Genomic DNA, 21,752 nt, shown 5'->3' with positions numbered 1-21,752 from the left:
GATTGCGTCGATGGTTTATTGCGTCATCTGGCCTTGTCGTAGGCGCCAAGACCCGGTTTGTAGCTCTTCTCGTCGATGAACTGGCGGATGCCTTCCTTGCGGCCGTCATTGTCATGGAAGTTGGCCGCTTCCTGCGCCCGCACGAGATAATCCTCGGCATTGTCATAGGTCATTTCGGCGACGCGGCGGATGGCGTCCTTGGTCGCCTTCAGGGCAATCGGGTTCTTTTTCAAAAGGACGTTCGCAACCTCGGTGACACGCGTCTTCAACTCGGCCAGCGGCAGGCTTTCATTGACCAGCTTCCAGGCGGCGGCTTTCCTGCCGTCGATGAGTTCGCCGGTCAGCGCGTGATACATGGCGTCGCGCATCGACAGGAGATCGACCACCACCTTGGTGGCGCCGCCGCCGGGCAGGATGCCCCAGTTGATCTCGGACAAAGCGAATTGCGCCTCGTCGGCAGCAAAGGCGAGATCGCAGGCGAAGAGCGGACCATAGCCGCCGCCGAAACACCAGCCATTGACCATGGCGATGGTCGGCTTGCCATACCAGCGCAGGCGCCGCCACCAGCCATAGGCTTCGGACTGCGCCTTGCGGATGGCGCCGAGGCCCTTGGCTTCGGTCTCGCGGAAATACTCCTTGAGGTCCATTCCCGCCGACCAGGCGCTGCCTTCGCCCGACAGCACGAGCACGCCGACATCGTCGCGGAATTCGAGCGCGTCCAGAACCTCCATCATTCGCCGGTTGAGCGGCGGGTTCATGCAATTGCGCTTGTCCGGCCGGTTGAATCGCACCCAGGCGATGCCGTTCTCGACATCGAAGGCAACGGGCTCTTCGGTCATGGTCAGTGTCCTCCCATGGATTTCACATGCGGAAATTGCTATGATGCATAGCTATATATTTGCTATGTCGCATAGTCTTTTCTGCTTGACAAGGACTTTGATCGCGGCGATCGGTTCAACATGGATGAGATTCACACCGATCCCAGCGCGCGCCCCGATCCTGGTGAGCCGGGGGCGATGGCCGAAGACGCGCTCGATGCGCAGATCGGCTACAATCTCAGGCGTGCCTCGACCTTGGCCTTGAGTGATTTCGCGGTCGAACTGGCCGATGCGGCGCTGCGCCCGGTCACCTACGGCATGCTGGCGCTGATCGACGAACAACCCGGCATCCGTGCCGCGGAACTTTGCCGCCAGCTCGGCATGAAGAGCGCCAACATGGCGCCGCTGCTCGCCGAACTCGAGGGGCGGGGGCTGGTCGAGCGCGACGACCATGCCGACGACAAGCGCGTACAGGTGCTGACTCTGACAGCGGCCGCACGCAAGGCGATGCCCGGATGGCGGCAACAGGTTCGCCGGCACGAAGACCGCTTCCTGCATCGGCTGACAGCCAAGGAGCGGGCAACGCTGCTTCGCCTGCTGCGCCTGATCTGGACGGAGCAAGGCTAGGACCTCGCCTCAGGCAGCCGCCAGCGAACACAACACCGCCAGCTCCGCGGCAACCCATGTCATTTGAGGACAGATGAAATAAGGCCACATTCGAGGGCGATGGGAGATGTCAAACAGCTTTGGAGCTCTCGCATGTCGCTATCCGGTACGACAACCCGCTATGGACGCCTCGCCCAGGCATTTCATTGGCTGACGGCACTGCTGGTGCTCATTGCCTTCCTGGTCTCCGCGGGTGGCCCTCCGGAGCGGGTCTATTCAGCGGCCAGGGCATCGACGCTGTTGCTGCACGAGTCGCTCGGCTTCGCCGTTTTCTGCTTGCTGGCCATTCGCCTGATCTGGCGCCGCTTCGATCGCATTCCCGATGCTCCGGTCATGCCGGCCTGGATGGAGGTCGCCTCCAAGGCAACGCATTGGGCGCTCTATGCGCTGCTGTTCGCGGTTCCGGCGACAGCCATGATCGGCGCCTTGTTCGGCGGCCATCCGGTCACTGTCTATGGGCTGGGAGCGATCGGTCCGTTTTCCGGCACCTGGGGCGCTCCGCTGACCGAGATCCACGGCACGCTCGGCGATATCATCATGTGGCTCGCCGGCCTGCACGCGGCCGCCGCCATCTTCCATCACGTCTTCCTTCGCGACCGGGTGCTGAGCCAGATGCTGCCGGGCCTGCCCGATCCATCGTCCGGGCAGGGCGGCTGAACGCGGTCAGTCGAGAATGATGCGGATCGCCTGATCGACGACCGGATGCAGGCCGCTGGCCTGGAAGGAGAGGCGATTGCCGGAGCCGACATTGCTGGTCATGGCGATGGTGAGGTCCGTCTCGGGATCGTGCAGCATGACGGCGACATAGCCTGGAATGCTGCCCTGATGTCCATAGAAGGCACGGTCGGCATAGGTACTCTGGAACATGCCGGCACCCGTCTCGCGCATGCGCGTGCCTGGAAAACTCGCTGGCACGCGGTGTTCGAACATCTCGGCGAAGAAGGGCTGATACAACAGCTTGCCGCAGAACAGGCCCCGCATGAAGCCCACCATGTCGGATGGCGTCGACACCATGTCGCCGCAGCCATAGGCGGCGCCGAACGGGAAGGAATCCGAAGAGTCCTGCAGTTCGTCGGAATAGGGCAGCACGCCGTCCATGCGCCACATCTCGCCGCCCGAGGCGATGTCGGTGGGCGCGTTCGGCGCCGGCGGCGGCCGGTGGTAATAGCCGCGCACCATCGATGTTTCCGGGAAGGGTTCGGTCGCCGGCGACCAGGTGTTCTTCAGGCCAAGCGGGTCAAGGATCGCGCTTCTGACATAGGCGCCCAGCGGCTGGCCGGTGACGGCCTCGATCACCATGCCGGCCAAGACATAGCCGGTGTTGTTGTAGACGGCGGGTCCGCCCGGCGCCTTCTGCTTGTCGGAGGCGAAGGCGATGTCGACCAGCTGTCGCGGCGTCCATTGCCGGGTCGGGTCCATCGGAATGTAATATTCGAATTCCGGCAGGCCGCTGCGATGGTTGATCAGCTGGCGCACCGAAATGTCTTTGGCGCCGGGCAGGTCCGCGAACCAGGAGGAGATCGGCGCGCCAAGGTCGAGCTTGCCGGTCTCGGTGAGCTTGACCAGGGCGGCGGCGACGAAGGTCTTGGTGCAACTGCCGATCTTGAACAGCTGGTCTGAATTGACAGGGGTGCCATGCGCGCGGTCGGCGAGGCCGGCGGTGAGGGCGGTTGGTGTCTCTCCATTTCGCGCATAGGCCAGCGAGGCGCCTACAGCGCCATCGGCGAGGTAGCGGTCGAGGAGGGAGGTCAGGTTCTTTGTCATGGATGTCTCGCTTTCCTTTTTCCTTCTCCCCTTGTGGGAGAAGGTGGATCGGCGCGCAGCGCCGAGACGGATGAGGGGTGCGTGACGGAGTGAGGCGTTGGCGTTCCCTGGAGCACCCCTCATCCGACCTCGCTTCGCGAGGCCACCTTCTCCCACAAGGGGAGAAGGGAAGGGCGGCGCTCCGCTCTATTCCGCCATATCGACGGCGGCGAAATTCTGCCGGCCGAACGGGTCGAGCACATAATTCAGCACGCTCTTGCGGATCGGGATCGCCACCATCGAATGGGCGATCGGCGCCACCGGCACGTCGGCCTTGAGGATCGCCTGCGCCTTGCCGTAGATCGCGGCGCGTTCTTTCGGGTCGGCGGCGACGCGGCCTTCGTCCAGCAGTTTTTCGAAATCCTTGTCGCACCAGCGCGAGCGGTTGGAGCCGCCCTTCACGCCGTCGCAGGACAGGAGATAGCTCAGCATGTTGTCGGGGTCGCCATTGTCGCTGCTGCCGCCGAGCAGGAACGTGTCCTGTTCGCCCGCCGCGGTGCGCTTGAGATATTCGCCCCATTCGAAGCTGACGATCTCCGAGTGCACGCCGACCTTTGCCCAGTCGGCCTGAATCATCTCGGCCATGCGCTTGGCGTTGGGGTTGTAGGGGCGCGACACCGGCATCGCCCACAGGCTGATCTTGAGGCCGTTTTCGTGGCCGGCTTCCTTCAGCAGCTTCTTGGCGCCATCGGGATCATAGTCGATGCCGGCATCGGTGACGGCGCCGAGCTGCGCCGGCGGCACGACGCTGCCGGCTACGGTGCCGGCGCCGGCATAGACCGCTTCGACGATCGCCTTGCGGTCGATGGCCTTTGCCAAGGCCATGCGCACGCGCACGTCGCCCAGCGGCTGGTGTTCGACGTTGAAGCCGAGGATGCCGATGTTCTGGCCCTTGAGGTCGAGCACCGTGATGTCGGGGTCGCCGCGCAGATCGGCGACCGCGCTTGGCGGCGGCGGCGCGGCGACCTGGCATTCATTGGCCTTGATGCGCTCGACGCGGGTGGTCGGCTCGGGCGTGACGGCGAAGACCAGCGTGTCGATCTTCGGCGCGCCGCGCCAGTAATCCTTGTTGGCGGCGTAGCGGACCTGGCTGTCGGGCACATAGGCCTGAAGCACGAACGGGCCGGTGCCGACCGGCATGCTGTCGATCAGTTCGGGCGTGCCGGCCGCGACCATCTTTTGCGTCTGCTCCAGCGACAGGATGGAGAGATAGTCGAGCGCCAGCCCGGCCAGGAAGGTGACGTTGGGAGCGGTCAGCGTGAAGCGCACCGTGTGATCGTCGACCTTGTCTATCTTGTCGATCAGCGTGCCCATGCCCAGTGCGTTGAAGTACTCGTAAGCGCCGCCGCCGAGCTTGTGGTAGGGATTGTTGGCGTCGCGCTGGCGGTTGAAGGTGTAGAGCACGTCGTCCGCGTTGAAGTCGCGCGAGGGCGTGAAATGCTCGTTCGACTGGAATTTCACGCCGTGCCTGAGATGGAAGGTGTAGGTCTTGCCATCGGGCGAAACATCCCAGCTTTCGGCCAACGCCGGACCCACCTCCGTCGTGCCCGGCTTGAACTCGACCAGCCGGTTGAAGATCGTCTTGGCGGCTGCGTCCATGGTGGAATCGGCGATGCCGATCGCCGGGTTGAAGGTCTCGGGATTGGCTTCCGAGCAATAGACCAGGGTCTTGGCATAGGCCTGCCCGCCGAGAAGGACGGACGAGGCCAGAAGGGTCGAGGCCAGAAGGGATGGGGCCAGAAGGGATGAGGCAAGCACTGCGCGCAGGGATTTCATCGCAAACGCTCCTGATGGCACATTCGGGTTGAGGGAAGGAACTTCATGGCGTCGCCGCCGGGGTAAGGAAGCGGTCGGGCGCCAGCGCTGCGGCGGCGACGCCGAGTGCCGTGACATCCGCGGGCAGGGGCTCGCCGCGTATCAGCGCCGCGCTCATCCTGGCCAGTGTCAGCGACACCTGAAAACCGTAGCCGCCCTGGCCGCCGAGCCAGAAGAAGCCGGGCAGGCGGGGGTCGAACCCGGCGACCGGCGTGCGGTCGGGCGCGAAGGTGCGCAGCCCCGCCCATGGCGTCGATGGACGGCCGATGCGCATTGATGTCGCCTGCTCGATGCGGTCGACGGCGGTGGCGACGTCGATGTCTTCCGGCCAGGCGTCGCAAGGCTCTGAATCGGTCTCGTCGGCAAGCGAGCCGATCAGCCTGCCGGCATCGGGCTTGAAATAGAACTGTTCGTGCAGGTCGACCACCAGCGGCCAGTTGGATATGTCCGCGCCGGCGGGCGCATCGAACAGGAAGGCGGTGCGCCGTTTCGGCTGGAAGCCGAGGCCGGAAAGACCGGCCAGGCCGGCGACGACATCGACCCAGGCGCCGGCGGCGTTGACGACGATGTCGGCCGAGTAGACGCCGGCGCACGTTTCCACCCGCAGGCCGCGGCCGTCGGGCGAGATGGCGCGGACTTCCTCGCCGGTGCGGATGATGCCGCCGCCGGCCTTCAGCGCCGAGGCGCTTGCCGCCAGCATCTTGCCCGTGTCGACATCCACCGCGTCCGGCTCGTAAACGCCGCCGCAGGTGGCTTCCCTGGCTATGACCGGGACCAGCGCGTGAAGCTCGGCCGCCGACAGGCGGCGCACGCTGGGCACCAGCGCCTGCAATTCGCCGGCCAGCCGGTCGATGGCAGCGTCGTCACCCGTCCAGCCGACATGCAATGCGCCGCGCCGATGGGCGGCGAAGCCGCCGTCGGCTATTGCCTGCCGGCTGGCCAGCGTCAGCGCGCGCACCAGGCGGTTGCCATAGGTCTCGCTGAACAGGGCGGCGGAGCGGCCGCTGGCATGGTAGCCGAGATGCGGTTCGCGTTCGATGACGGTGACTTCGGCCGTGTCCGCCATCTCGGCGGCAAGCGAGAGGCCGGCAATGCCGCCACCGATGACGATGATCTTTCCGGGAGAGTTCGACCGCATCCTCCAGTCGTAAAAATAATTTCGTATCCAGTCAATATTTAGCGTATAAGAAAATTGTTGGTGTTGTTGATGGCGGTCGGGAGTTCGACTACCTAGGGCGGACAAACGGCCCGACCGCCGCGCCATGGAGCTGACAATGTCGGAGCAACCGAACCTCGGTGATTGTCTGCGTTCTTTGAGAAAGAGACATGGGTGGACCTTGCAGGAGGTCAGCACTCTCACCGGCGTCGCGGTGTCGACGCTGTCCAAGGTCGAGAACGACCAGATGTCGCTGAGCTACGACAAGCTGCTGCAGATCTGCGAGGGGCTCGGCATCAATGTAACGGAACTGCTCAGCGGCGACCGCAAGCAACCGGCGGCGCGCACCCGCCGGTCGGTAACCTCGCAATCCAACACGCTGCGCCAGCTGACCCGCAACTACGACTACCGGTATCTGGCCACCGACCTGGTGCGCAAGCGCATGGTGCCGATCCACGCCTATGCGCGCGCCCGAACGCCCGAAGAGTTCGGCCCGCTGACCAGGCACGCCGGCGAGGAATTCCTGATCGTGCTCAAGGGCGAGATCGAGTTGCATACCGACCAGTACGCGCCGGTGCGGCTGAAGGCGGGCGAGAGCGTCTACATCGATTCCACCATGGGCCATGCCTACCTCTCGGTCGGCGAGGGCGACGCGGAGATGCTGTGCGTCTGCTCCGGCGACGAGCCCGACATGGAAGGCACGCTGCTCAGCGTGCTGGAGACGGTGGAGGGGTAGCAAGATCGAGGTAATCGGCTTGTTGCACTGCTCCTACGGGCTGGCAATTGTAGATATGCCGTCTATTGTCCAGCTTCAGTCCGACATCGGTATTGTCGGTAATGATCCAGCAGCGACCGATGACTACTGACCAACCTTTCGTACTTCAATTCCAATCACGCGAGGTGCTAGCCGAAAGCATCGACCGCGATCCGTCCAGCTATGCAGCTTGGGAGGAGTTGATCAATCTGGAGGCCTGGGAAGGCAATGTAGACACCGCCGTTGCTCTGCTTCTGCGAGCAGTTGATGCGGTGTCCGACAGGGACCGGCTTTGGCAAATGGTCGATGAATTTTCCTGGGTTTATGGAATTAGACGGGAACCCATCATCGGCTTGTATGAGCGATGGAAAATCGATGCGCATCAAAGTGCGTCAACAAGCATTTTCTTCGCGAAACAATTCAAAGAGTTCGATCTTTCGGAGTTCTGCAACGAGTGCATCACGCGCGCGGAGGGCGAAGAGCATACTGCGCAAGATTGCGTATGGCTTGCCGGATATATGCGAGAAAATGGGGAGGCACCGCGGGCGCTGGCCATGTTGCAGCGTGGAGTAGTGGCTCACCCACGCGACGCGACAATATGGGATTGCGTCGCTGACACACATCGCCTCGGGCACTCGGCGCGCGAACTGGCGGAAGCGAGCTATCACTCATTCAAGCAATGCCGCCTAGACGGAACTACTGAAAAGGCGGATGTTGCCTGGGCATCCTTCGGCTGGATGCTCGACGCGGTCGGGAACTATTTCGCGGCCGAGGACGCCTATCGCCACGCAATCGAAATCGACCCCCACTATAGCTGGCCCATAGGGAAGTTGTCAGGATTGCTACGTCGTCGTTTCGGCCGCTATCAAGAGGCCGAACGTCTTGCGCAACGTTGTGTTGATCTCGACCCTAACGATGCCTGGTCGTGGTTCAACCTCGGCTTTCTTCACCACCATCATCTGAACCGCTTTGGTGACGCCAAGGCAGCATATATAAGGGCGATTGAGCTCAAGCCGGACTATGTCAAGGTTTGGGAGAATCTTGTGGCGCTGATGGCCTTCGAAACAGATACGCCAGCAGAGACTCAGAAGACTTTCGACAAGCTATTCGGTCTGAGCGGCATTTCGGCTTTTGCGTACAATCAATATGGCATCTTTCTCCGCGAAATGACCGATCGGTACGACGATTCGGAGAAGGCCTTGCTGCAAGCGATCGACATGGAGCCGGCTGAGTGGTCTCACAGGCTGGCGTTGGCCGTCTTGTATGAAAAGCGCATGCTCAGATTCGGGGACGCCCGGAAACGACTGCTTGAAGCAAAGGAGCGCGGCGCCCCGGTCGACAATATCGACTATCGTCTGGCCTTGATTGCTCAGCGTCATCGGCCTCTGAAAGTTGTCAAGTAACGAGCACCGGAGACGGTGAGATAGGATCGGCGGCTTCGCCTATCCGGATCAAGGCGACTTGATCGGCAATATGAAGCCGGACGCCTTGCTGCCGTTGCAGACCGGCGTCGACCTCACGACAACGCCCGTTCCCCCGCATCCAGCAGCCACTGCCGCACGGCCTGCGTCGGTTCGGGATGGCGCTGCTTTCTCGGCATGACGACATAGAAATCCTGCGTGCCGCGCATCTCGCCACGCACCGGCTGGATCAGCCGGCCGGCGGCGAGGTCGGCTGCGACGAGGAAGCGGCTGGCCAGCGCTATGCCCTGGCCGGCGACGGCCGCGTCGATGGCGAGCCCCGTCTGGTTGAAGCGCATGCGTTTCAACTCGGTCGTCATCTTCAGGCCGACCGCCTTTTCCATGAACTCCGGCCACAGTTTGTGCGCGTCGTGCAGCAGCACGTGATGCTGGATTTCGGCCGCCGCGATTTCGCTTGCGCCGGCCGTCAGCAGGGCCGGACTGCAGACGGCGATGATCTGCTGGGGGAACAGCAGGTCGACGATCAGGCCGGGGCCAAAGGGGGCGCGGCCTTGCCGCACCGCGATGTCGACGCCGTCGGCCTGGAAGCTCGACAGGCTTTCGCTGGCCAGCACGCGCAGGTCGACCAGCGGATTGTCCGCCATGAAATCCTGAAGCCTGGGGATCAGCCATTTGGTGGCGAAGCTCGGGGTCACGCTGATCGTCAGCCGCGCCGGTTCGGGGCGCAACAGCAGGGTCGCCTCCGAGATCAGGTCGAAGGCGCGGCGGATGTTGGGCACATAGGCGCGGCCCTCATCGGTCAGCGCCAGGCCGCGTGGCAGCCGCTCGAACAGTTTCGTGCCGAGATCGGCCTCCAGTCCGCGAACGTGCTGAGCGACCGCTCCTTGGGTGACGTTCAACTCCTCGGCGGCGATGCGGAAGTTGAGATGGCGCGCCGAGGCCTCGAAGGCGCGCAGCGCATTCAGTGGGGGCAGGCTCAGGAAGGCTTCGGGCATGCAGGAGTTTTTCTACTGGTTGATTTCAGGCATTCTGGTTCGAACCGCGTGGAAAAACCAGCTATGTCAGCGCTCGGATCCCGAAGACACCGTTTGCGGCTCCCGCCAACCCGAAGAGGAAAATCCAATGAGTGTAGAAAAAGTAGCCGTCATCGTTGCCGGCGGCAGCGGCATGGGGGCGGCGGCGGCCAAGCGGCTGGCGGCGGACGGGTTCAAGGTCGCCATACTGTCCTCGTCGGGCAAGGGCGAGGCGCTGGCCAAGGACCTGGGAGGGCTCGGCGTCACCGGCTCAAACCAGTCGAATGACGACCTGCAGCGGCTCGCCGACCTGACGCTGGAGCGCTTTGGGCGCATCGACGTGCTGGTTAACAGCGGCGGCCATGGGCCGCGCGCACCGATCCTGGAGATCACGGACGAGCAGTGGCACACCGGCATGGACGTCTACCTGATGAACGTCATCCGGCCGGTGCGCATCGTGGCGCCGCAGATGATCAAGCAGAAGGGCGGCGCCATCATCAACATCTCGACCGCCTGGGTGGCCGAGCCGAACGCGATGTTCCCGACCTCGGCCGTGTTCCGCGCCGGCCTTGCCGCCTACACCAAGATCTTCTCCAACACCTATGCGGCCGACAATGTGCGCATGAACAATGTGCTGCCCGGCTGGATCGACAGCCTGCCGGCCACGGAAGAGCGCCGCGACAACGTGCCGATGCAGCGCTATGGCACATCGGAGGAGGTCGCCGCGACCATCGCTTTCCTGGCGTCGGAAGGGGCGGGCTATATTACGGGGCAGAGTATCCGCGTGGATGGGGGCGTTATCCGGGCGCTGTGACATATTAAGGGGCGTCGTGTTCCTTCGCGCGCCCCTCTGTCCTGCCGGACATCTCCCCTACAAGGGGGGAGATTGCAGTGTTGGCGCCCCGCGCCCTTTTTTGGAACGTTGAAACAATGGGCGAGAGCCGCAATCAAAGCTGATCTCCCCCCTCGTGGGGGAGATGTCCGGCAGGACAGAGGGGGGCGCTGTCCCGCCGCGTCTCAGGTTATTTCGCTGCCACCTGGTCTGCATCCGTCAGCGTCTGCAGGAACGCGACAATGTCGTCTATCTCGGCATCCGTCAGCGCCGGCTTGCCGCCAGGTCTCCTGCCTTCGAAGGGCGGGTCCTGATTCAAGTTCGGCCAGTAAGCCTTTGGCAAATCGTCATATTTATCGATCGTGCCGTCGGCGTTTTTCGGGTACCAGTGGCCGGGGTCGGTGTCGCGGCTGGCGTAGAAGGCGACGGCGTCGCGCAGCGTGTGGAACTCGCCATTGTGGAAGAAGCTCTTGCGCAGCGCGACGTTGCGCAGCGTCGGCGTCTTGAACAGGCCGCAATAGTCGGTGCGGCCGCGAAAATTGGTGCGCAGCGGGCCGCACAGGCCGAGATCGGCATAGGCTGGGTCGGTGTTGGCCGTGATTGCCGGGTTGCGCGGTACGGCGATGGCGATCAGGCCGAAATCGGTGAATTGCGGCGGCTCGCCGTCATTGGCGGGTTCGCTGAGGTGGCAACTGGCGCAATTGCCTTTTTTCTCGTCCTCGAACAGAGCGCGACCATGCAGCTCCTGCGTCGACAACGTCGCCTTGCCGGCGAGGAAGGCGTCGTAGCGGCTGGAATAGGGATAGAAATCGGCCGCGCTCTGCTCGAACGTGCCGAGCGCCTCGGCGGCGGCGTCGAAGGCATCGTTGGGATGGTTGAAGACATCCTGCCCGAACACCGTCTTGAACTCGCCGGCATGGGCCGACTTGCGCAAGGCGGCGGTGACGGCCCCGGCGTCCTTGTTGCCCATCTCGAAGGGCGAGAGCAGGGGGATTTTCGCCTGGTCCTTGCCGTGGTCGGCGCGGCCGTCCCAGGTCAAGCCGCCGGTCGGACCGTTGTCGACGCTCTCGTCGCCCTCGTCCTCGGAATCATGGAAATGCTCGGTGAAGGCGGGCGCGGCCTGGAGATAACGCAGCGATGGCACGGCGCGCATGCCGGGCTGGTCGAGGTTTGGCCCGCCCATTTCGACCGGCGTGGCCGAGGCCGGCCCGAAAGCATGGCTAGGATCATGACAGGACGAGCAGGCCTGCTTGCCCGAGGCCGAGAGCGAGGGGTCGAAGAACATTTTTCGCCCCAAGGCGGTCAGCGCCTTGGCGCGCGCGAAGGCTTCGGCGCGCGACAGTGGGCCGGGATGGAAGCCATCCGGCCCCGCCGAATTCGCGGGCGCGGCAAGGCCAAAGGTCGAGATCGCGGCAATGGCGATCGCCCGAATTTTCCATCGTCTTCTGGTCATGGGGCATGGTCCGCTTTGGCCCGGCAATAAGAACGCAGTGCAACGGATTGATGACCGGCTCCAGTGCTCACGAAACCGTGTTCGCCGTGGCGGCGGCTGTCACAAAGGTGACAAGGCAGCCACGTTAGCTGCCCTATGGTTCCCGCACCCCTCTAGCCACAGTCAAGCCACGAGGTCTTCCCATGACGAGGCTCAAGCTCTTCACTTCCTTCGGTCTGGCCGGTTCGGCCCTGCTTCCCCTGGCGGCCGCCCATGCCGCCCCTCCCGGCTTCGACAAGATCGACACCGTCGTCGTCATCTATGCCGAAAACCGCAGCTTCGATAATCTCTATGGCGGCTTCCCCGGCGCCAATGGCCTGGCCAATGTCTCGGCCGACCAGGCGCGCCAGCTCGACCGCGACGGCAAGCCGCTGACCGAATTGCCGCCGGCCTGGGGCGGGCTGACCGGCAAGGGCGTCACGCCCGTGGTGACGGAGTCCGAGACCGCGCATCTCGCCAACGCCGCCTTCGCCATTGACGATCCCAGGGGCTTCCATGAGGGAACCAACGTCATCACCCACGACTTGTGGCACCGCTTCTACCAGGAGCAGATGCAGATCGACGGCGGGAAGAACGACAAATTCGTCGCCTGGGCCGATTCCGGCGGCCTCGTCATGGGCCACTATGACGGCTCGAGCCTGCCGATGTGGCAGGTGGCGAAGAAATACGTGCTGGCCGACAATTTCTTCCAGGGCGCCTTCGGCGGCTCCTTCCTCAACCATTTCCAGCTCGCCTGCGCCTGTACGCCGGTCTATCCGCATGCCGACACCAGCCCGGTGAAGGCGCAAATCGCTGTCGTCGAGGCCGACGGCACGACCTTGAAGGTCGCCGACAATTCGCCGGCCTCGGCCCTTGGCGGCGTGCCGAAATTCGTCAATGACGGCGCCATCACGCCCGATTTCCATGCCGTCAACACCATGCAGCCGCCCTATCAGCCGAGCGCCAACAAACCGGCCGAGGGCGGCGACAAGGCGCTGGCCGACCCGACCGCGCCGACCACGCTGCCGCCGCAGCACGACATCACCATCGGCGATCTCCTGTCGCTGAAGGGCGTCGACTGGGCCTGGTATAGCGGCGCCTGGCAGGCAACGCTGGACGGCAAGAACGCCACTCCGGTGCCGAACTTCCAGTACCACCACCAGCCCTTCAACTATTTCGCCGCTTACGCACCCGGCACCGCCGCGCGGGCCGAGCATCTGCGGGACGGTGGCCTGGATGGCGCCGAGTTCATCAAGGCGATCGACGACGGCAAGCTGCCCTCGGTGAGTTTCTACAAGCCGCAAGGCAATCTCAATGAACATGGCGGCTATGCCGACGTGGCGAGCGGCGACCAGCATCTGGCCGACGTCGTCGCGCATCTGGAGAAGAGCCCGCAATGGGGCAACATGCTGGTGGTCGTCACCTATGACGAGAATGGCGGCTTCTGGGATCACGTCGCGCCGCCCAAGGCCGACCGCTGGGGCCCGGGCAACCGCATCCCGGCCTTCATCGTCTCGCCCTATGCGAGGATGGGCACGGTAGACCACACCCAGTACGACACGACGTCGATCCTGCGCTTCATCACCGCGCGCTACGACCTGCCGGTGCTGACCGGCATCGTCGCCCGCGACAAGGCGCTGGCCGCCAATGGCGAACCGCCGATGGGGGATCTGAGCGAGGCGCTGGACCTGAGCCGGTAGAGCGGACCGCGGTCATGCCGCCGCGCCGTGTGGCGCGGTGGCCGTTCTCAGCCGCCATTCACCAGCGCAAGGATAAGCTTCTGCAGATTGCCGCCCTGGCCGAGTTCGACGCGGTCGAAATCGCGGCTTGCCTGGCGCTGCGCCTGCGAGAGCGCGGCCAGGCGTCTGGTCATCTCGGCCCGGATTTTGCTGCATTTGGGGTCATCCGCGACGGTCAGGCCGACTGTCACCGCCTCGATCTTGCGCACCATGTCGACAATGGTCGCGCCATGCACCTTTTCGTGGGCGCTGACCCCGGCGAGGAAAACCTCCCAGTTCTTCTGGATGGCTGAAGGCAGCGGCGAGGAAGGGCTGGGCAAGGTGTAGGTGATGATGAGCCTGGGCTTGGCCGAGACCAGCACGCAGGCTCCGGCACGCGGCTGATAATCCCTGGTCCAGGTCAGCTTGAAATTGGTGTGGGCGATAGCGCGGCCGACGCCGACATTCGGCCCATTCTCGCCGATCGAGCGGTAGAGCTCCGGTCCGGACTGGCCTGAAATGGCATAGGTCTCGACCTTCTCGACCGGCTTCCATTCGGCATGGGCGGCGAGCGGCAAGGCCACCAGGGCGGCGGTCAGAAGACACAGGCGAACACAGGCTCTCGACACCGCTCTCTCCAAGGCGCGCGGCCTTGCCGGACGGCAATGCCATTCAACGGCTTTTCCTATATGCTGCCGGCGGGTGCTGCAAATGCCCGGAGGGGGAAGTCATGAGAAGATATCTCGTTGCCGCTGGCGCCTTGACGGCATTGCTCGGCGTGCAGCCGGTTCTTGCCGCGTCCTGCGGCTGGAGCGCCAAGATGGAGGAAGACGAGGGCGGCAGCCTGCTGACCGCCTCCGTCTGCGGCGGGCCGAAAGGCGACGCGCATCTGATGCTGACCTGTTTCGACAATCCGATGCTGAGCTACGATCTGGGCGACAGCGGCCAGCAACTGGAGCCGGGCATCAGCGGCGAGTTCGACTTCAAGGCCGATGGCAAGACGGTGACCAAGACGCTGCAGCTGGAGGCCATGTACAATTATTTCGTGGTCGATCTGGCGAAAGCCGACCCGCTGCTCGACCTGCTGCGCTCGAAGGGAGATGTGTCGGTCAGCGCGGCCAAATATGGCGATATCAGCTTTCCCCTGAAGGGGTCGAGCGCGGCCATCGGCAAGGTGCTGGCGCAGTGCGGCAAGGCCAAGCCTGCCGATGGGGATTGATTGGTGATACTGTGCGGCGGCTGTGGCAGCTACAATTGGGCTGAGCATCCGTACCGTCGTCATCCTAGGGCGGAGCAAGGAGCGAAGCGACGCAGCGCAGACCCTAGGATCCATGCCGTGACGTTCGCCGAGGAACACAGCGGAACCAGGATGTTCTCCCGACGCGTTACCCGATAGCCTTAACTTATGACCGGCTATGTCTACATGACCGCGAGCCAGGAGGGTGGCACCATCTATATCGGCGTCACGAACGATCTCGGTCGCCGCATGCCCGAGCACAAGTCCGGCAAAGGCTCGTATTTCACAAGTCGATATGGTGTGCAGCGACTGGTCTGGTATGAAGAATATTTCGACATCACCGATGCCATTCAGCGCGAGAAATCGCTAAAACGCTGGTCGCGACAATGGAAGATCGAACTGATCGAAAAAGCAAATCCGGAATGGTTCGAGTTGTTCCGCGGCACTGGGTGGTAGCGTTGTGTCCTGCCCCGCTTTGGTCGTTGCAGGCGTCCCGGCATGGATCCTAGGGTCTCCGCGACGGAGCTGCGCTCCTGCTTCGCCCTAGGATGACGAAGATGGGATAGCTTAGGCTAACCTTCGAAGGTGCCTCACCATCCTAACATCTGATGTCAGCCTGCCACTAGCCCATTGTCGTGAGAAGCATGTTGCCAAGCCGGAACATCCCCACGAAGGGGGAAGGGGAGCCGAACCTTGCCGCCGGTGACGGCTAGCCGTATCTCATCCGCCATGACCAACATCCAATTCCGCAAGGCGCAAGCCTCCGACCTGCCGGCCATCGTCGCCATGCTCGCCGATGATCCGCTGGGAGCGAGCCGCGAAGATGCCTCGTTGCCGCTGGCGCAAGGCTATGTCGATGCCTTCAACGCCATCGACGCCGATCCAAACCAGCTGCTGGCGGTGGCCGTGGACGGCGCGGCGGTGATCGGTACCTTGCAGATTACCTTCCTTGCCGGGCTCTCGCGCAAGGGCGCGTGGCGCGGGCAGATCGAGGCGGTTCGCGTTGCCGGCGGCAGGCGCTCCGGCGGCATCGGCAAGAAGATGTTCGAATGGGCGATCGGGCAATGCCGGGCGCGCGGCTGCGGCCTTGTCCAACTCACGACCGACAAGGGCCGGGCGGATGCGCACCGCTTCTATGAAGGGCTCGGCTTCACCGCCAGCCATATTGGTTACAAGAAGAGCCTTTAGGCCTCCTTGCGACTGGCGCATGCGGGAATTGTTTCAGGCTCTATTCAATTTGCCGGCAAGATCCGATATAGGTCAGCTAAGTTGACCTATATTCGAAACGTCCGGGGAGGCGTGACTTGACCCTTTTGAACCTGTTGGCTTCGCGCTCGTCGCGCATGAAGGCGTCGGAAATCCGCGAGCTGCTGAAACTGCTCGACCAGCCCGACATCATCTCCTTCGCCGGCGGCATTCCGGATCCCTCGCTGTTTCCGGCCGATGCCATCCGCGATGCCTATGCCGATGTGCTGGGCGGGGCGGAAGCCGGGGCGGCGCTGCAGTATCAGGTCTCGGAAGGCTATCTGCCGCTGCGGAAGTGGCTCGCCGGACAGATGGGCAAGCTCGGCATCGCGTGCGACGAGGCCAACATCTTCATCACCTCCGGCTCGCAGCAGGCGCTGGATTATCTCGGCAAGCTGTTCTTGTCGCCGGGCGATACGGCGCTGGTGACATGGCCGACCTATCTCGGTGCGCTGCAGGCCTTCAACGCCTATGAGCCACGCTACGACCGGCTGCGCCCCGAAGGCGGCAACATGACGCCGGCGGCCTATCGCGCCGCTGCCGCCGCCAATGGCGGGCGTGTGAAGTTCGCCTATCTGGTGCCCGACTTCGCCAATCCGACCGGCAACACGCTGGACCGAAAGCAGCGCGAGGCCGTGCTCGACCTTGCCGGCGAGCTCGACATCGCCGTCATCGAGGACGCTGCCTACCGGGCGCTGCGTTATGACGGCGAAGGCGTGCCGCCGATCCTGGCACTGGACTGCGCGCGCTCCGGCGGCATCGATAAGGCACGCACGCTCTATTGCGGCTCGTTCTCGAAGATCCTGTCGCCGGGCATGCGCGTCGGCTGGGTCTGCGCGCCGCGCCGCGTGATCGAGAAGCTGGTGCTGATGAAGCAGGCCTCCGACCTGCACAGCCCGTCGGTCAACCAGATGGTCATGCACCGCGTCGCTGAATCCGTGTTCGACGGCCAGGTGGACAAGCTGATCGGCGCCTATCGCGAGCGCCGCGACGGGCTGCTCGGCGCGCTGGAAGCCAACATGCCGGAGGGCGTGACCTGGAGCCGCCCGGAAGGCGGCATGTTCGTCTGGGTGACGCTGCCGGAAGGCGCCGACGCCACCGAACTCCTTGCGCGGTCGGTGAAGGAGGCGCGGGTCGCCTTCGTGCCCGGCAATGCCTTTTATGCCGACGGCACCGGGCGCAACACGCTGCGGCTGTCCTTCACGCTGGCCAATCGCCGCGCCGTGACCGAGGGCATTCCACGGCTGGCGGCGCTGCTCAAGAGCTAGGCCCGCGCCCGGCGCCTACGCCGGCACGTTCACCAGATATTTGAGCTTCGCAAGCCTGGCGCGGGCGAGCTTGCGGATCGGCTTTTGGAAACCCTCTACGCCGGTCTCGACGACGAAGACCAACGTCTTGAAGTCCAGCATGAACTCATCGATGGCCCGCGTCGTCTGTTCGGACCTATCCTTGAACCGGCGCAGCAATGCGTTCGCTTCCTCGATGCCGTCGGCATCGGCGCTGTCGATCAGCGCTTCAAGCTTCTGAAAACAATCCAATCGCAAGTCCTCCCGCCGCGCCCCCAAACTCGCCGTCAGCCGAATGGTTCCATCGCGCCCGAAGATTTGTCGCTGGTTGTCAGCAGATGCACGTGCCGCGCGTTGACGCCCTGCCGCCCGGACCTAAATTCGAGACCTTGCGAGGAGGAGCTTTCATGGAAACACAGGAATTGCATCGCGGCCGGCTCATCGACCACCTCCAGCTCGTGGTGCGGGATCTCCCCGCCAGCCGGCGCTTCTACGAAGCGGTCTTCCAGGTGCTCGGTGTCCCGATCGGCGGCACCGGCGAGGATTATTTCTGGGCCGACGAATTGTTCATCTCCAGCGCCGACAGCCGGGCCGCACAGGGAAAGCTGACCGGCCGTCATCATCTGGCCTTCCAGGCCAGGGATCACGCCATGGTCGATGCCTTCCACAAAGCCGGGCTGGCGGCCGGCGGCACGGACAATGGCGCGCCGGGCGAGCGGCCCTATCATCCCGGCTACTATGCCGCCTTCGTGCTCGACCCCGACGGCAACAACATCGAGGCCGTCCACCACGGCCCGGCCAACCGCAGTGCGGCTTCCGTGAAGATCACATTCTAGGTAAGGGCACTCGGCCGGCCACAGCGCCGAGCGATGCGGGTGATTCCGCGCCGCATTTTTCCGGGTATTTGGAAATTCGAGCCCCGCGCTGGCGAATCCGCTCCGATTCTTGACCTGTGCCGCACTGAAATTGTCCTGCAGGGCATGGATAGCGCCGCCTCTGGACAGGAGGCAAATCGGTCCCATACGGTGCGGCTTCAGGGAGGACGCGTGCGCGGGAAAGGCCGGTTGCTCGTTGAAAAAGAATGTCTTCTCGTCGGTCGACCTGCCGCCGCATCTCGACGACCGCGCGCGCTTCGCGCTCTGGCAGGACATCCACGTCGCGGAGATATGGTCGGTCGAATACGCCATCTCCGCGAACGTGCCTTTCCAGGCGGATATCGAAGCCACCGCCATCGGGCCGCTGGTGCTCGGGCGGATGGCCGGAACGATCAGGCATGCCAGCCGCAAGACACGCAACATCGCCGATGACGGTCGCGACGGCTATCTGCTGCTGGTCAACGATGGCGACACCAGGCTGAGCGGCGTGCAGACCGGCCGCGACTACAGCATCGGCAGGGGCGAAGGCGCGCTGGTCTCGGCTTCGGAAGCGCTGGAAATGACCGGCGGCGACCACAATGTCTGGACCAATGTCGTGGTGCCCCGCGAAATCCTGGAAAATGCCTTCGCCCATGTCGAGGATCGCCTGGCGCTGACCATCGGCGCCGACAATGAAGCGCTCGACATGCTCAAGCGCTATTGCGGCTTCCTGGAAGCGGGACCGGCGTTGGTCTCGCCCGATCTCGTCGCCCACGCCACCGAGACGATCGTCGACCTGATCGGGCTGGCGACAGGCGCCAAGGGCGAGATCGCCGAGCTGGCGGGCGTGCGCGGCTTGCGCGCGGCAAGGCTGCAGGCCATCCTGCAGAAGATGCGGGACAACTTCGCCGATCCCGGCATCTCGGCCCAGCACATCGCCCAGCAGTTACGGCTTTCCGCGCGCTACGTGCATGATCTCTTGCAGGAGACGGGCTCCAGTTTCGCCGAGCATATTCTCGAACTGCGCCTGCAGAGAGCCCATCGCATGCTGCGCGACCGGCGCAACGACCGCATGCGGGTCAGCGAGATCGCGCTGTTGAGCGGCTTTTCCGACGTCTCCTATTTCAATCGCTGTTTCCGCCGCCGCTTCGGCTCGACGCCAAGTAGCGCTAGGTAGCGTCTCCGACAGCGATCCCCCGTGGGATACCCGACACATCGATCGAGCGCCGGAAAGTCCAATCTCTTCATCGCCGGCGGCGGCCTCGGCGGAGCCTCCGACCTCAACGCGTCCCTCGACCCGGACGGTTTTATCGGCGGCATCCATATCGGCGCCAATTACCAGATGGAGAGCCAATTCGTGATCGGCGCCGAGGCGGACATTGCCTACAGCAACATAGTCGGATTGACGCCGATCGCCGCCGGTGGCGGTGGCGTCAACACGCTGCTCAAGAGCGAACTCAAATGGTCGGGCTCGGCGCGGCTGCGGGCCGGCTATGCGTTCGACACGACCTTGCCCTACATCACTGCCGGCGTGGCCGCGGCCAAGTACGAATTGATAGCGGTCAGCGCCGGCGGCGCCGCCGGCGAAATCACGCTTCACGACGACAGCCATGTCGGTTGGACCGTTGGCGCCGGCATCGAGCATGCCTTCACCGACAGATGGATCGCGCGGGCCGAATATCGCTACTCCGACTTCGGCAGCCAGCAACTCTCGGTAGCCGCTGGCTTTCCAACGGAAACGAAAGTCGATCTCCAGACGCACGATATCCGGGTTGGGCTCAGCTACAAATTCTGATCGGCCGGATCGAACAAAATCCCGGCGTCCCGCGCCGGGGTTTTGCCTGTGGCGCCCGGCTGATGCGCAACGGCCACATCGGCGGGGCAAATACCACGGTGCTTTCCAGGACAATTGCGGTGCGGCTCAGCCCAAGACGCTGCTGGCGAACAATGCAAAACGGGTGGCTCGGACAGCTGATCCGCCCGGAGTATTTTCCCGGGCGGGACACGGCATCTTTTGGGGCGGCAAACAATGAAAACGATTCTTCTGGCAACGATCCTTGCAGCGGTGCCAGCCGGCATGGCGTTCGCCGCCGACGCCACTCAAACCTTGCCCGTGGCTGCCAGCTACAGCTGGTCCGGCGGCTATGTCGGCGCGCAGGCCGGATATGCCTGGGGGAACGCCAGGGTCGGGCAGACTTTCGCGCCAGGGGCCTTCGACGACTACGGCTGGGGCTACGGCCCGTCCGGCGGTTTCGGCGGTCTCTATGCCGGCTATGACAAGCAGTTCGACGGCGGCCTGGTCCTCGGCATCGAGGGCGACTACAGCTTTGCCAGCGTCAAGGACACCACACTCTATCGGGCGGCTGGCGTCGACGATCCCGGCTTCGGCGGCGTGCTCGAACTGGAGGCAGTCGGATCGGTTCGCCTGCGGGCCGGCTATGCGATGGATCGCTGGCTTCCCTTCGTCACCGGCGGCCTGGCGATGGCGAAGTACAAGCACACTACGGTCGCCCTTCCAGGCGGAGCCGCCTATGCCGATGTCGAGGACACCGTCAGCGGTTACACGCTGGGCGCGGGTGCCGAATACGCCGTCACCGACAATTGGCTGGTTCGGGGCGAATACCGCTTTGCCGATTTCGGCCGCCACCCCTCGACACGCATCGCGGTTCCCAGCGGGGTTCCCTTGCATGATGAGATCGACCTGAAGACGAACGATATCCGGCTCGGCATCGCCTACAAATTCTGAACAGTGCTTATCTTTCGCCGCTGGCGCAGCGTCGGAAATTCGTATTCGAGGGCTCCAAATGCATCGCTTTTCCATCTGCCTCGCGTCGCTGATCGTTGCGACATCGGCTCGCGCGGCGGATATCCTGCAGCCGCTTGCCACCGAGACGGCGGTGGCGCCGCGTATTTCCGGTTATGGCGAACTCTATCTCGGCGGACTGCGCTTCGTCGGCGACGATTACACGACGCGGGCCGGCGGCGGTGCCCTGCGCGTCAACATCCCGTTTGCACAGCGCTGGAATTTGCAGGGCGACCTGACTTACGACCGCATATGGGGCCACTACGACGCGCTGGATGAAACGCGCGGTGCGATCCATGGCTTCTACCGCGATCCCGACCGTTTTGCCGCCGGCATCTTCGCCGCCTACACATCGGTCGGCGAAAGCGGCGTCACCGTGAACAATTATGCTGTCGGCCCGGAAGCACAACTCTATCTCGGCAACCTGACCCTCTATGGCCAGGCCAGTGTCGGCCAGCTCACCATCAGCGACTTTCACGGCGACCAGTGGGGCGTGCGCGCCGTGGCGCGTTATTTCGTCCGCAAGAACTTTCGCCTCGATGCGGAACTCGACTTCAACCGAACCGACTACGACGGCACCAACGAGGACGTGGTCGGTGCGGCCGTCCAGGCCATGTACCGGTTCGACGAGACGCCCTGGGCGGTGTTCGGACGCTATGAATTCGAACGGAGGAAGTTCGAAACGTCCACCCAGGACCTCAGGGCAAACAAGGTCGTCATCGGCCTGCGCGCCAGCTTCGGCAGCGACTCCCTCTTCGACGAGGACCGCAACGGCGCGACCATGGACACTTACCGGCCCGCTTCGGTGGTCAATACGAAGTGAGCCGGCGGCACGGCTGAAAGCGCGGCCGTGATCGCAT

General features: G+C 63.9%; 23 protein-coding genes. 15 read left to right on the top strand and 8 right to left on the bottom strand.

The annotated features are described in order from the left end of the window. Positions 1-23: 23 nt before the first annotated feature. On the bottom strand, positions 24-839 hold the full coding sequence (locus EN804_RS10925; protein ID WP_135919370.1) for a p-hydroxycinnamoyl CoA hydratase/lyase: 816 nt from the start codon (positions 837-839) through the stop codon (positions 24-26). Between the two features lie 120 nt (positions 840-959). On the opposite strand from EN804_RS10925, the gene EN804_RS10920 reads away from it, so the two are divergent. Next, positions 960-1,445 (top strand): MarR family transcriptional regulator, encoded by a 486-nt coding sequence (locus EN804_RS10920; RefSeq protein ID WP_246693413.1) that lies wholly within the window; start codon positions 960-962, stop codon positions 1,443-1,445. Between the two features lie 132 nt (positions 1,446-1,577). Further along, entirely contained in the window at positions 1,578-2,141 is a 564-nt protein-coding gene (locus EN804_RS10915) for a cytochrome b (RefSeq protein ID WP_135919369.1), read from the top strand. Between the two features lie 6 nt (positions 2,142-2,147). Here EN804_RS10915 and EN804_RS10910 read toward each other — a convergent pair whose 3' ends face one another. From EN804_RS10910 to EN804_RS10900, 3 genes are all read right to left on the bottom strand, one after another. Continuing rightward, positions 2,148-3,248: a serine hydrolase domain-containing protein gene (locus tag EN804_RS10910; RefSeq protein WP_135919368.1), complete on the bottom strand. Its 1,101-nt coding sequence runs from the start codon at positions 3,246-3,248 to the stop codon at positions 2,148-2,150. 186 nt (positions 3,249-3,434) lie between these two features. Then, the gene (locus EN804_RS10905; RefSeq protein ID WP_135919367.1) at positions 3,435-5,063 is read right to left on the bottom strand and encodes an ABC transporter substrate-binding protein; all 1,629 of its coding nucleotides are present in this window, start codon (positions 5,061-5,063) and stop codon (positions 3,435-3,437) included. 43 nt (positions 5,064-5,106) lie between these two features. Further along, positions 5,107-6,240, bottom strand: a complete 1,134-nt coding sequence (locus EN804_RS10900) for an FAD-binding oxidoreductase (protein ID WP_135919366.1) — start codon at positions 6,238-6,240, stop codon at positions 5,107-5,109. 136 nt (positions 6,241-6,376) lie between these two features. Here EN804_RS10900 and EN804_RS10895 point away from each other — a divergent pair, with 136 nt between their 5' ends. After that, positions 6,377-6,994 carry an XRE family transcriptional regulator gene (locus EN804_RS10895; RefSeq protein WP_135919365.1) on the top strand — a complete coding sequence of 206 codons (618 nt, stop codon included), beginning with the start codon at positions 6,377-6,379 and terminating at the stop codon, positions 6,992-6,994. 119 nt (positions 6,995-7,113) lie between these two features. After that, entirely contained in the window at positions 7,114-8,415 is a 1,302-nt protein-coding gene (locus tag EN804_RS10890; RefSeq protein ID WP_189524482.1) for a tetratricopeptide repeat protein, read from the top strand. Between the two features lie 113 nt (positions 8,416-8,528). Here EN804_RS10890 and gcvA read toward each other — a convergent pair whose 3' ends face one another. Next, a complete protein-coding gene (gcvA, locus tag EN804_RS10885; protein ID WP_135919363.1) occupies positions 8,529-9,428 on the bottom strand; it encodes a transcriptional regulator GcvA in 900 nt (299 codons plus the stop codon). Between the two features lie 127 nt (positions 9,429-9,555). On the opposite strand from gcvA, the gene EN804_RS10880 reads away from it, so the two are divergent. Further along, positions 9,556-10,260: an SDR family oxidoreductase gene (locus EN804_RS10880; protein ID WP_135919362.1), complete on the top strand. Its 705-nt coding sequence runs from the start codon at positions 9,556-9,558 to the stop codon at positions 10,258-10,260. A 208-nt stretch (positions 10,261-10,468) separates the two neighbouring features. On the opposite strand, the gene EN804_RS10870 is transcribed toward EN804_RS10880, so the two are convergent. Next, complete coding sequence (locus EN804_RS10870) at positions 10,469-11,731, bottom strand: cytochrome-c peroxidase (protein WP_135919361.1); 1,263 nt, start codon at positions 11,729-11,731, stop codon at positions 10,469-10,471. A gap of 182 nt (positions 11,732-11,913) precedes the next feature. On the opposite strand from EN804_RS10870, the gene EN804_RS10865 reads away from it, so the two are divergent. Further along, positions 11,914-13,449 (top strand): acid phosphatase, encoded by a 1,536-nt coding sequence (locus EN804_RS10865; protein WP_135919360.1) that lies wholly within the window; start codon positions 11,914-11,916, stop codon positions 13,447-13,449. 47 nt (positions 13,450-13,496) lie between these two features. On the opposite strand, the gene EN804_RS10860 is transcribed toward EN804_RS10865, so the two are convergent. Further along, a complete protein-coding gene (locus EN804_RS10860) occupies positions 13,497-14,096 on the bottom strand; it encodes a DUF922 domain-containing protein (RefSeq protein ID WP_135866162.1) in 600 nt (199 codons plus the stop codon). Positions 14,097-14,197: 101 nt separating this feature from the next. Here EN804_RS10860 and EN804_RS10855 point away from each other — a divergent pair, with 101 nt between their 5' ends. The 4 genes from EN804_RS10855 (at position 14,198) to EN804_RS10840 (ending at position 17,217) form a co-directional block, all read left to right on the top strand. Continuing rightward, the gene (locus tag EN804_RS10855) at positions 14,198-14,686 is read left to right on the top strand and encodes a hypothetical protein (RefSeq protein WP_246693411.1); all 489 of its coding nucleotides are present in this window, start codon (positions 14,198-14,200) and stop codon (positions 14,684-14,686) included. 186 nt (positions 14,687-14,872) lie between these two features. Further along, on the top strand, positions 14,873-15,160 hold the full coding sequence (locus EN804_RS10850; protein WP_135919359.1) for a GIY-YIG nuclease family protein: 288 nt from the start codon (positions 14,873-14,875) through the stop codon (positions 15,158-15,160). A 273-nt stretch (positions 15,161-15,433) separates the two neighbouring features. Then, a complete protein-coding gene (locus EN804_RS10845; RefSeq protein WP_135919358.1) occupies positions 15,434-15,892 on the top strand; it encodes a GNAT family N-acetyltransferase in 459 nt (152 codons plus the stop codon). A gap of 155 nt (positions 15,893-16,047) precedes the next feature. After that, positions 16,048-17,217 (top strand): PLP-dependent aminotransferase family protein, encoded by a 1,170-nt coding sequence (locus tag EN804_RS10840; RefSeq protein WP_189524492.1) that lies wholly within the window; start codon positions 16,048-16,050, stop codon positions 17,215-17,217. A 15-nt stretch (positions 17,218-17,232) separates the two neighbouring features. On the opposite strand, the gene EN804_RS10835 is transcribed toward EN804_RS10840, so the two are convergent. Beyond that, positions 17,233-17,487 (bottom strand): hypothetical protein, encoded by a 255-nt coding sequence (locus EN804_RS10835; protein WP_245464337.1) that lies wholly within the window; start codon positions 17,485-17,487, stop codon positions 17,233-17,235. 155 nt (positions 17,488-17,642) lie between these two features. Here EN804_RS10835 and EN804_RS10830 point away from each other — a divergent pair, with 155 nt between their 5' ends. The 5 genes from EN804_RS10830 to EN804_RS10810 all read left to right on the top strand — a co-directional run bounded on the left by EN804_RS10830 (position 17,643) and on the right by EN804_RS10810 (position 21,715). Next, entirely contained in the window at positions 17,643-18,071 is a 429-nt protein-coding gene (locus EN804_RS10830) for a VOC family protein (protein ID WP_127278007.1), read from the top strand. Positions 18,072-18,306: 235 nt separating this feature from the next. Continuing rightward, complete coding sequence (locus EN804_RS10825; RefSeq protein ID WP_127870378.1) at positions 18,307-19,266, top strand: AraC family transcriptional regulator; 960 nt, start codon at positions 18,307-18,309, stop codon at positions 19,264-19,266. A 21-nt stretch (positions 19,267-19,287) separates the two neighbouring features. Next, complete coding sequence (locus EN804_RS10820) at positions 19,288-19,884, top strand: outer membrane protein (RefSeq protein ID WP_135919356.1); 597 nt, start codon at positions 19,288-19,290, stop codon at positions 19,882-19,884. Positions 19,885-20,118: 234 nt separating this feature from the next. After that, positions 20,119-20,835 carry an outer membrane protein gene (locus EN804_RS10815; protein ID WP_135882022.1) on the top strand — a complete coding sequence of 239 codons (717 nt, stop codon included), beginning with the start codon at positions 20,119-20,121 and terminating at the stop codon, positions 20,833-20,835. A gap of 58 nt (positions 20,836-20,893) precedes the next feature. Continuing rightward, positions 20,894-21,715 (top strand): outer membrane beta-barrel protein, encoded by an 822-nt coding sequence (locus tag EN804_RS10810; protein ID WP_127278004.1) that lies wholly within the window; start codon positions 20,894-20,896, stop codon positions 21,713-21,715. Positions 21,716-21,752: the final 37 nt, after the last annotated feature.

This window comes from Mesorhizobium sp. M8A.F.Ca.ET.161.01.1.1, from assembly GCF_004792105.1.
Classification (GTDB): domain Bacteria; phylum Pseudomonadota; class Alphaproteobacteria; order Rhizobiales; family Rhizobiaceae; genus Mesorhizobium.
The sequence above is the reverse complement of the archived record's forward strand: the minus strand, read 5'-3'. Positions and strand labels throughout refer to the sequence as shown.

Excerpts from the sequence above, each read along its gene's own strand:
- EN804_RS10845 (WP_135919358.1), top strand. The coding sequence starts at position 15,434 with ATGACCAACATCCAATTCCGCAAGGCGCAAGCCTCCGACCTGCCGGCC.
- EN804_RS10920 (WP_246693413.1), top strand. The coding sequence starts at position 960 with ATGGATGAGATTCACACCGATCCCAGCGCGCGCCCCGATCCTGGTGAG.
- EN804_RS10900 (WP_135919366.1), bottom strand. The coding sequence starts at position 6,240 with ATGCGGTCGAACTCTCCCGGAAAGATCATCGTCATCGGTGGCGGCATT.
- EN804_RS10840 (WP_189524492.1), top strand. The coding sequence starts at position 16,048 with ATGAAGGCGTCGGAAATCCGCGAGCTGCTGAAACTGCTCGACCAGCCC.
- EN804_RS10855 (WP_246693411.1), top strand. The coding sequence starts at position 14,198 with ATGAGAAGATATCTCGTTGCCGCTGGCGCCTTGACGGCATTGCTCGGC.
- EN804_RS10815 (WP_135882022.1), top strand. The coding sequence starts at position 20,119 with ATGAAAACGATTCTTCTGGCAACGATCCTTGCAGCGGTGCCAGCCGGC.
- EN804_RS10890 (WP_189524482.1), top strand. The coding sequence starts at position 7,114 with ATGACTACTGACCAACCTTTCGTACTTCAATTCCAATCACGCGAGGTG.
- EN804_RS10810 (WP_127278004.1), top strand. The coding sequence starts at position 20,894 with ATGCATCGCTTTTCCATCTGCCTCGCGTCGCTGATCGTTGCGACATCG.
- EN804_RS10865 (WP_135919360.1), top strand. The coding sequence starts at position 11,914 with ATGACGAGGCTCAAGCTCTTCACTTCCTTCGGTCTGGCCGGTTCGGCC.
- EN804_RS10895 (WP_135919365.1), top strand. The coding sequence starts at position 6,377 with ATGTCGGAGCAACCGAACCTCGGTGATTGTCTGCGTTCTTTGAGAAAG.
- EN804_RS10870 (WP_135919361.1), bottom strand. The coding sequence starts at position 11,731 with ATGACCAGAAGACGATGGAAAATTCGGGCGATCGCCATTGCCGCGATC.
- EN804_RS10910 (WP_135919368.1), bottom strand. The coding sequence starts at position 3,248 with ATGACAAAGAACCTGACCTCCCTCCTCGACCGCTACCTCGCCGATGGC.
- EN804_RS10905 (WP_135919367.1), bottom strand. The coding sequence starts at position 5,063 with ATGAAATCCCTGCGCGCAGTGCTTGCCTCATCCCTTCTGGCCCCATCC.
- EN804_RS10850 (WP_135919359.1), top strand. The coding sequence starts at position 14,873 with ATGACCGGCTATGTCTACATGACCGCGAGCCAGGAGGGTGGCACCATC.
- EN804_RS10830 (WP_127278007.1), top strand. The coding sequence starts at position 17,643 with ATGGAAACACAGGAATTGCATCGCGGCCGGCTCATCGACCACCTCCAG.
- EN804_RS10915 (WP_135919369.1), top strand. The coding sequence starts at position 1,578 with ATGTCGCTATCCGGTACGACAACCCGCTATGGACGCCTCGCCCAGGCA.
- EN804_RS10880 (WP_135919362.1), top strand. The coding sequence starts at position 9,556 with ATGAGTGTAGAAAAAGTAGCCGTCATCGTTGCCGGCGGCAGCGGCATG.
- gcvA (WP_135919363.1), bottom strand. The coding sequence starts at position 9,428 with ATGCCCGAAGCCTTCCTGAGCCTGCCCCCACTGAATGCGCTGCGCGCC.
- EN804_RS10925 (WP_135919370.1), bottom strand. The coding sequence starts at position 839 with ATGACCGAAGAGCCCGTTGCCTTCGATGTCGAGAACGGCATCGCCTGG.